The organism is Cesiribacter andamanensis AMV16 (genome assembly GCF_000348925.1).
GTDB classification, from domain to species: Bacteria; Bacteroidota; Bacteroidia; order Cytophagales; family Cyclobacteriaceae; genus Cesiribacter; species Cesiribacter andamanensis.
Genome location: NZ_AODQ01000050.1, coordinates 22,910 through 30,605 on the forward strand (window position 1 = coordinate 22,910; position 7,696 = coordinate 30,605).

Genomic DNA, 7,696 nt, shown 5'->3' on the forward strand with positions numbered 1-7,696 from the left:
AGAGGAGTATTAGGCGTTTACCACCGGCATTTTCTTCACCATGCGGCATACATTAAGGCTGTTGGTGGTCTTAAACTCTACATCATCCATAATGCGGCGCACCAGCATAAGGCCAAGGCCCCCTTTGCGGCGGCTTTTGATCAGGTCGTCAAGTTTTGGCTCCTGGTAATTGCTGAAATCAAAACCGTGGTCTTTAAAATCGATCACTTCAAATACAATGGTGTTTTTGCGCACCAGAATGTTGAGCACAATGCACTCTTCCGATAAATGATTTTCTTTATCGGCATGCACGATCAGGTTGGCGCACACCTCATCTACGGCTAGCACCAACATGTTCAGATCAATGTCTGATATGATGTATTGCCCCAGTGTATCGTCTACAAACGACCGAATGGTCTTTAGTTTAGACTTGCAACAGGGCACCTTTATACTATATTTCATTGCTCACCCGAATAAGGGCCTCTTCTTTGGTCTTGACAATGGTCAGTAGCTGGTCGAGGCCCAGTATTTCAAAAACCCCAGCGACCCGATCGCTGAGTCCAAACAACACAAACCTGGAATCACTATTTTCAAAATCCTGGATGTAGGACATAAACACACCCAGGCCGGCAGAGGAAATGTATTCAAGTTGATTACAATCGATCAGAACCCGTTTTTGCCCTAAAGACAAGGCTTCACTGATCGCCTTATCCAGATAGATCGAGGAGGCAGCATCCACATCACCTTCCACTTTTATGATGTGAATATTCTTTTCAGACTCCTTTGTGATGTTTATCATCCTAAAATACGCTTAATGGCGGCTTAAGTTACACCGTGTAAAATAATAATTAAAGTTGCAACCGCAAATTATGTAATTGCTTAACTGAATTTTAACACTAAGGTTGTGTGATCATCCTGAATTTGCTGCAGGCCGGCATGGTCCGCCAGGGCCTCCTGCAGCTGGGTGCACACCTCCTGCGCCGAGTGCTGTGGCTGAGCCGCCAACGCCCCAAAATGCTGTAGCAGCCGCTCCTGGCCAAATTCTTCTCCAGCAGCATTGCGGCATTCAATGATGCCATCTGTGTACAATAAAAGGGCATCGCCCGGCCCATAAGCGATGGTTTGCTCTTCAATATGCTCCTGATAGGAATTATTGCGCAACAGGCCCAGGCCCATACCTTTGCCTCCCAGCTGGCTGAGGCGCCCGCTTTTCTGGCTGTAATGGATCACCGGGCAATGACCGGCCCGCACAAAGGTAAAGGTACGGCTGCGGCGGTCCAGCACCCCATACACCAGCGTAACAAAGGTAGTGCGGCCCAGGCCCCGGCTCAGGGCGCTGTTGGCCTGCAGCAAAAATTCGCTGCAGCTCAGCCCCTGCGGCACCAGGCTATGGAATACCCCCTTGAGCTGCGACATGGTAAAGGCCGCCGAGCTGCCATGGCCCGATACATCGGCCACCACCAGGGCCACCCGATCCTCGTCCAGGCGGTAGGCATCATAATAATCTCCGCCTACATCATCGGCCGACTGGCTACAGACGGCCAGCTGGCAGTCGGCATTGCAGCAGATGCTGTCGGGCAGCAGGCTGGCCTTTACCCGGCGGGCAATGGCCATTTCTTCCTGATAGCGCTCACTGCGGAGGGCTTCGTCCAGCAGCAGCAGGTTTTCAACCGAGAGGCAGGTTTGCTCGGCAAAGAGGCGGGCAATGCCCACGGCATCCTTATTAAAGCCCTCGGGCACATTTTTGAGCAGCACCAGGTGGCCGCAGAGGGTCTCCTGTATGCGCAGGGGTACCACCAGGGCCGATTTGTAGACGGGATGCTGCACCGGCAGCAGGTAATAGCTTTTCTTGCGGCCCGTGGCGGATGTGCCCCGCAGCCATTTTTGCATCTGCGCATCGCTGATGGCGGCAATCAGGGAGGAGATGGACTGGGCGGGCAGCTCATCGGGCTGATGGGTGCGCAGCTCGTCTCCCTCCCTTTGGATGGCTACCCAGCCCCACTGGGCATCGGTGGCTTTTAGCCCCCCCTGCAGCAGCAGCTGGTAGAGGTCGGCTTCGCTCTGGCGCTTGCGCAGGCTTTGCTGCAGCTGCTTGATGCCGTTGAGGTCTTCCAGCTTTTTCTCAAATACCGAGGAGGTGGGCAGGTTAAAAAAGATCACCAGTACCGAAAAGGTGGTGGCAATAAGGGCAAAAATCAGCAACACCACCAGCAGCATGTTGTCTACCGCATGAAAGAGCAGGTGCGCATCGGCCGCATAGAAGTACATGAAAAAGGCAAAGATCAGCAGGCAGACCAGCTGCACCAGCAGTACCCCCAGGGCCTGCACCTTTTGCCGAAAATCAAGATAGCCCACCCACTTCAGGTGTACGGAGAGCAAAATGCCCAGCCCGCTAAGGCCTATGATAATGATGTTGTAGCCCAGGCTTTGAAACTGGATGTTGAACAGGCTCAGCACGGTGGTAGTCACCAGGGCATACTCAAACAGGCGCCAGGTGATCATCATCAGGCGGGTTTTCTCAAAGAGGATCAGGCGCTTAAAGCCAATGAGCAGCCCGGTGAGAACGGCACCGCCAGCCAGCACTTCCAGGCTGTAGACCATGGTGGCAAAAAAGGGGTCGGATACCAGGCGGCTGCCACTGAAAAGGGCCATAATAGCCTCCAGAAACAGTACTACCAGCACCCCCACGCCGGTAAGGGTACAAAGTTTGATGAGCAGCGGCAGAAAGGAGGGGCGGTCTACAGGCCCAATCTGGTAGCGGCCCCAGAACAGCAGGCCTACCAGCAGCATGTTAAGCGTCAGGTGCGGGGCCCAGTTGCGCAGCTCGGGCGTTATCAATTCGTGCCGCAGGCTCACAATAATGAGCAGATTCACCAATAGCAGTACAATCCAGTTCAGATGCGAACCGAAGCTTCTGATATCGGGCAGGTGGCTGGTTACGGGCTTCAAAAATTTGTACATCGGGCCAAAGCAAAAAGGCTGATCCGCATCAGCCTTTTTGGTATTGAACCCATACGGAGTGTTTGGGCAAATGTTCCTGTTTTGGAAACTAATTTTTAGCGCATGCTGTAATTGGGCGCCTCCCGGGTTACGGTTACATCGTGCGGGTGGCTCTCGCGCATGCCGGCAGCAGTGATCTTTACAAATTTGGCCTGCTGCAGGGCTTCTATGTTGGCAGCGCCGCAATAGCCCATGCCGGCCCGCAGCCCCCCTACCAGCTGGTAGAGTACCTCACCCACTTTGCCTTTAAAGGGCACACGGCCCACTATGCCTTCGGGCACCAGTTTCTTCACATCGTCTTCGGCATCCTGGAAGTAGCGGTCTTTTGATCCCTCTTCCATGGCCTCCAGCGAGCCCATGCCGCGGTAGCTTTTAAACTTACGGCCTTCGTAGATGATCACCTCGCCGGGCGCCTCCTCGGTGCCGGCCAGCAGTGATCCGATCATGACGCTGTGGGCGCCTGCAGCCAGGGCTTTTACCAAATCGCCGCTAAAACGAATGCCGCCATCGGCAATAATGGTGGTATCAGACCCCTTGGCGGCTTTGGCGCCTTCGTATACGGCCGAGAGCTGCGGCATGCCCACCCCGGCTATGATGCGGGTGGTGCAGATAGAGCCCGGGCCTACGCCCACCTTTACAGCATCGGCCCCGGCATCGATCAGGGCCTTGGTGCCCTCGGCGGTGGCTACATTGCCCACAATCAGGTCCAGCTCGGGATAGGTATTCTTTACCCGTTTGGCAGCTTCGATCACCCCTTTGGAGTGGCCATGGGCAGTATCGATGCTCACCACATCCACGCCGGCTTCTTTCAGCAGCTTGATGCGGTCCAGCATATCAGGGGTTACCCCAACGGCAGCGCCTACCCGCAGGCGGCCAAATTCGTCCTTACAGGCATTGGGTCGGTCGCGGTTCTTGAGAATATCCTTGTAGGTGATCAGGCCGGTGAGCTTGCCGTCCTTATCCAGAATGGGCAGCTTTTCGATCTTGTGCTGCTGCAGAATGTCTTCGGCCTTTTCCAGGCCTATGTTGTTACCGGCGGTAATGAGGTTGTCTTTGGTCATGACCTCGCTTACCGGCACGCGCATGTTTTTCTGAAAGCGCAGATCGCGGTTGGTGATAATGCCAATGAATTTGCGGTTGCCATCGATAACGGGGATGCCCCCGATCTTATTCTCGCGCATCAGGCGCACAGCATCGCCTACGGTGGCATTTACATCTACGGTAATGGGGTCCAGGATCATGCCGCTCTGGGAGCGTTTTACCTTGCGCACCTGCTCGGCCTGGCGCTCGGCTTTCATGTTTTTGTGGATGAATCCCAGGCCGCCTTCCAGCGCCATGGCAATGGCCAGGTCGTATTCGGTTACCGTATCCATGGCGGCGGATACCAGCGGAATGTTAAGCCGGATGTTGCGGGTAAGCTGGGTGCTGGAGTCGGTATCGCGGGGGAGAACCTCGGAGTACGCAGGAAGCAGCAGAACGTCGTCGTACGTTAGTGCTTCAAAGATGAGTTTGGTGGAATCGGCGTGCATAGCAAACAAAGCCCTTTCTTTATTTGCCGGTCAAAATTACGGCCTGCCGCTGCGGAAACCAAACAGGGGATGGGATTTATTTTAGGTAATATGACAATAGACAATAGACAATAGACAATGGACCGGGCGGCGATCCGCAATAGACCTTAGATATTGGACCCGGGGGGGTTGCCCGCCTACCCAGTCCGGAACTATAAAGCCTTTCACTATCAGACAAACCTAAGGAAGTAGCCTGTACTACAGCAGCAACATCTCCTCTGACTAGTAGCTAACGTGAATTATGGATTAAGCTCTTTACCTAAAGCTATAATAACGTACGAAATCCCCCTTGACGAAGGGCGGCCCGCGTAGGGGGTAGGGGGATTGGTGACATTGAATTCGAGGCTTATTAAAAATCATAATGAACCTGACCGATAAAATTTAGTAAAGGCAGCTTTTGAAACTGCAACTATTTCAATCCCCCTACCCCCTTCGCCAAGGGGGATCTGCTTGGCATAGTAACTTTCCAAGAAAAGTAACCCGTAATTCACGTTAGCTACTACCAACAATTGGCCAAAGTCCATTGTCTATTGTCTCATGTCCATTGCGGATCGCCGCCCGGTCCATTGCGGATCGCCGCCCGGTCCATTGTCTATTCTTGTAACTTGCATTTTTCCCACTGCCGGGTCTACCTTTGGGCGCATTACGTGAAACCTTATGGAGTGGAATGCGGTACTGGAAGCGGTAAGCGCCATGGGCTGGATAGAAGCACTGGCCGTGCTGCTGGCCCTGGCCTATGTGCTGCTGGCAGCGGCCGAAAGCATCTGGTGCTGGCCGGCGGCCTTTGTGAGCACCTCCCTTTACCTTTACCTGTGCCTGGCGGCCAACCTATGGGCCGAGTCGGGCCTGCAGCTGTTTTACATTGTAATGGCGGTGGTAGGCTGGGTACAGTGGCGCAGGAGGGGGCATCGCCGCCGGCAGGCCGTGCCGGAAAGCGGGCATCCGCTGAGCGAAGGGGAGCAGCGGCCCATTGTGCAGTGGCCGCTGCGCTGGCACCTGCTGATTGTGCTGGCCAATACAGCCCTTACCCTGCTGATAGGCTGGCTGCTGGCCCGCTATACCCCAGCGGCCAACCCCTATCTGGATTCCTTTACAACCGTCTTCAGCCTGGTTACAACCTGGATGGTCACACAAAAAGTACTGGAAAATTGGTTATATTGGATCGTGATTGATGCGGCGTCTATTTTTTTATACGCCAGCCGGGAATTTACCCTTACGCCGTATCTGTTTGGATTATACACCCTGATTGCCCTGGCGGGCTATCTTCGCTGGCGAAAGCAGTACCTGAGTCACCCTCTTGCATGATACTTAAAATTGCCCTGACCGGCCCCGAATCGACTGGAAAAACCACGCTTGCCGAGCAGCTTGCTCAGCACTACAACACCCTTTGGATCCCCGAGCGGGCCCGCACCTATCTGGCAGAACTGAAAAAACCCTATAAGGAAAAAGACCTGCTGGAAATAGCCCGCCAGCAGATGGCCATGGAAGATGAGCTCACCCCCCAGGCCAATGGTCTGCTCTTTTGCGATACCGAACTGCTGGTGATCAAGATCTGGAGCCAGGTAAAGTACGGCCATGTGCACCCCTGGATTGTGGAAGAGCTGCAGAAAAAGCGGTACGACCACTACCTGCTCCTCTCGCCCGACCTTGCCTGGGAGCCCGACCCCCAGCGGGAACATCCTCACCTGCGGGAGCAGATGTTTCGCCTCTACCAGGGCGAGCTGAAATTTCTCAAGCGCCCCTACAGCATCATTCAGGGCGAGGGCGAAGAGCGTCTGCAGGCCGCTGTGAAGGCGGTAGACAAACTGCTGAAAACAGCGAAGAAATAGAAAAAAAATAATGCATAGGGGGCGCCAAGGGGTGCCCCCTTCTTTTTTTCGCCTATATGTTCCCTGCTGCTACTTGCGTTGGCTGGTTCGAGCGTGCCGCTCGGACCCTCGACCAGTATAATGAGGTCCAAGCGGCACGCTCGAACCAGCGCTGAAATGCCCTGCCTACCCTACTTGCCCCACCTCCCCTGCTACTGACCATCACCGGGACCCCTCCGGTCCCAACTGGAGAGCCGATGGCAGCAACTGATATTTTTGGCTCCATTAGCACATATCCGCAAGAAACCCTATCTTTGCCCCATCGAACAAGGGGTGCCTTATAATAACGGGCTGAGATTATACCCTTTGCTCCTGGCGCAGCCGGGGCAAGCACCTGATCCGGATAATACCGGCGTAGGGAACGTTTGTTACACCACACCCAATTGCTGCCCGCTCTTTGTGGCGGTAGGTTCCGGAGCCTGCTGCTACAGCTGTATTTGTTTCATTTTATCCTTTACCACAATGAAAAAAGTACTTGTGCTGCTGGTGGCGCTCTTTGCATTGCCCCTGAGCCTGATGGCCCAGCACACCCTTAGCGGCGACCTGCGGTCTTCTGAAACGCAGGAAATCCTTCCCGGAGCTTCTGTACGCCTGCTCAATGCCGGCCGTGCCCAAGCCTCCGATGCCACTGGCCAGTTTAGGTTTACAAACCTGCCGGCCGGCACGTACCGCCTTCGCATCACCTATGTGGGCCACAAAGCCCTGGAGCAGGAGGTGGTGCTACAGCAGGACCTTCACCTAAGCCTGCAGCTGCAGGATTGGGGACTGATGGCCGATGAGGTAGTAGTAACCGCCACCCGCGCTACCGAACAAACCCCTACTACCTTTACCGAAGTAAGCCGCCAGGAGCTGCAGAAGCAGAACCTGGGCCAGGACATTCCCTACCTGCTCAACCTTACCCCCTCGGTAGTGTCTACCTCCGATGCCGGGGCAGGGGTGGGCTATACTGGCCTGCGCATCCGTGGTTCCGATGCTACGCGCATTAATGTGACCATCAACGGCATTCCCCTGAACGATGCCGAGTCGCATGGCACCTTCTGGGTGAATACGCCCGACCTGGCCTCTTCTGTGGATAACCTGCAGATCCAGCGCGGGGTGGGCACCTCTACCAACGGGGCAGCGGCCTTTGGCGCCAGCCTCAACATCCAGACCGAGCGCCTCAATCCCGAGCCTTATGGAGAGTTACAGCTGGGCGCTGGCTCGTTCAATACCCAGCGCTATACGGTAAAAGCCGGCACCGGCCTGCTCAACAAGCACTTTGCCGTAGATGCACGCCTGTCC

General features: G+C 55.0%; 7 protein-coding genes. 3 read left to right on the forward strand and 4 right to left on the reverse strand.

Annotated elements, in window-relative coordinates:
- Positions 1-9 precede the first annotated feature (9 nt).
- The 4 genes from ADICEAN_RS10685 to guaB form a co-directional block, all read right to left on the reverse strand.
- Positions 10-441 carry an ATP-binding protein gene (locus ADICEAN_RS10685; protein ID WP_009195603.1) on the reverse strand — a complete coding sequence of 144 codons (432 nt, stop codon included), beginning with the start codon at positions 439-441 and terminating at the stop codon, positions 10-12.
- Complete coding sequence (locus ADICEAN_RS10690; RefSeq protein ID WP_009195604.1) at positions 431-778, reverse strand: STAS domain-containing protein; 348 nt, start codon at positions 776-778, stop codon at positions 431-433. Before ADICEAN_RS10690 ends, ADICEAN_RS10685 begins: the two co-directional genes overlap by 11 nt.
- Before the next feature lie 80 nt (positions 779-858).
- Positions 859-2,940, reverse strand: coding sequence for a SpoIIE family protein phosphatase (locus ADICEAN_RS21160; RefSeq protein ID WP_009195605.1), 2,082 nt, complete (start codon positions 2,938-2,940; stop codon positions 859-861).
- Positions 2,941-3,035: 95 nt separating this feature from the next.
- Entirely contained in the window at positions 3,036-4,508 is a 1,473-nt protein-coding gene (gene guaB, locus ADICEAN_RS10700; protein WP_009195606.1) for an IMP dehydrogenase, read from the reverse strand.
- 696 nt (positions 4,509-5,204) lie between these two features.
- Here guaB and pnuC point away from each other — a divergent pair.
- The 3 genes from pnuC to ADICEAN_RS10715 all read left to right on the forward strand — a co-directional run.
- The gene (pnuC, locus tag ADICEAN_RS10705; protein ID WP_009195607.1) at positions 5,205-5,852 is read left to right on the forward strand and encodes a nicotinamide riboside transporter PnuC; all 648 of its coding nucleotides are present in this window, start codon (positions 5,205-5,207) and stop codon (positions 5,850-5,852) included.
- Positions 5,849-6,376 carry an AAA family ATPase gene (locus tag ADICEAN_RS10710; RefSeq protein ID WP_009195608.1) on the forward strand — a complete coding sequence of 176 codons (528 nt, stop codon included), beginning with the start codon at positions 5,849-5,851 and terminating at the stop codon, positions 6,374-6,376. The genes pnuC and ADICEAN_RS10710 overlap by 4 nt, the downstream gene beginning before the upstream one ends.
- A 501-nt stretch (positions 6,377-6,877) precedes the next feature.
- Positions 6,878-7,696 (forward strand): carboxypeptidase-like regulatory domain-containing protein (locus ADICEAN_RS10715; RefSeq protein ID WP_040396711.1); only part of this gene is annotated, 819 nt, incomplete at its 3' end.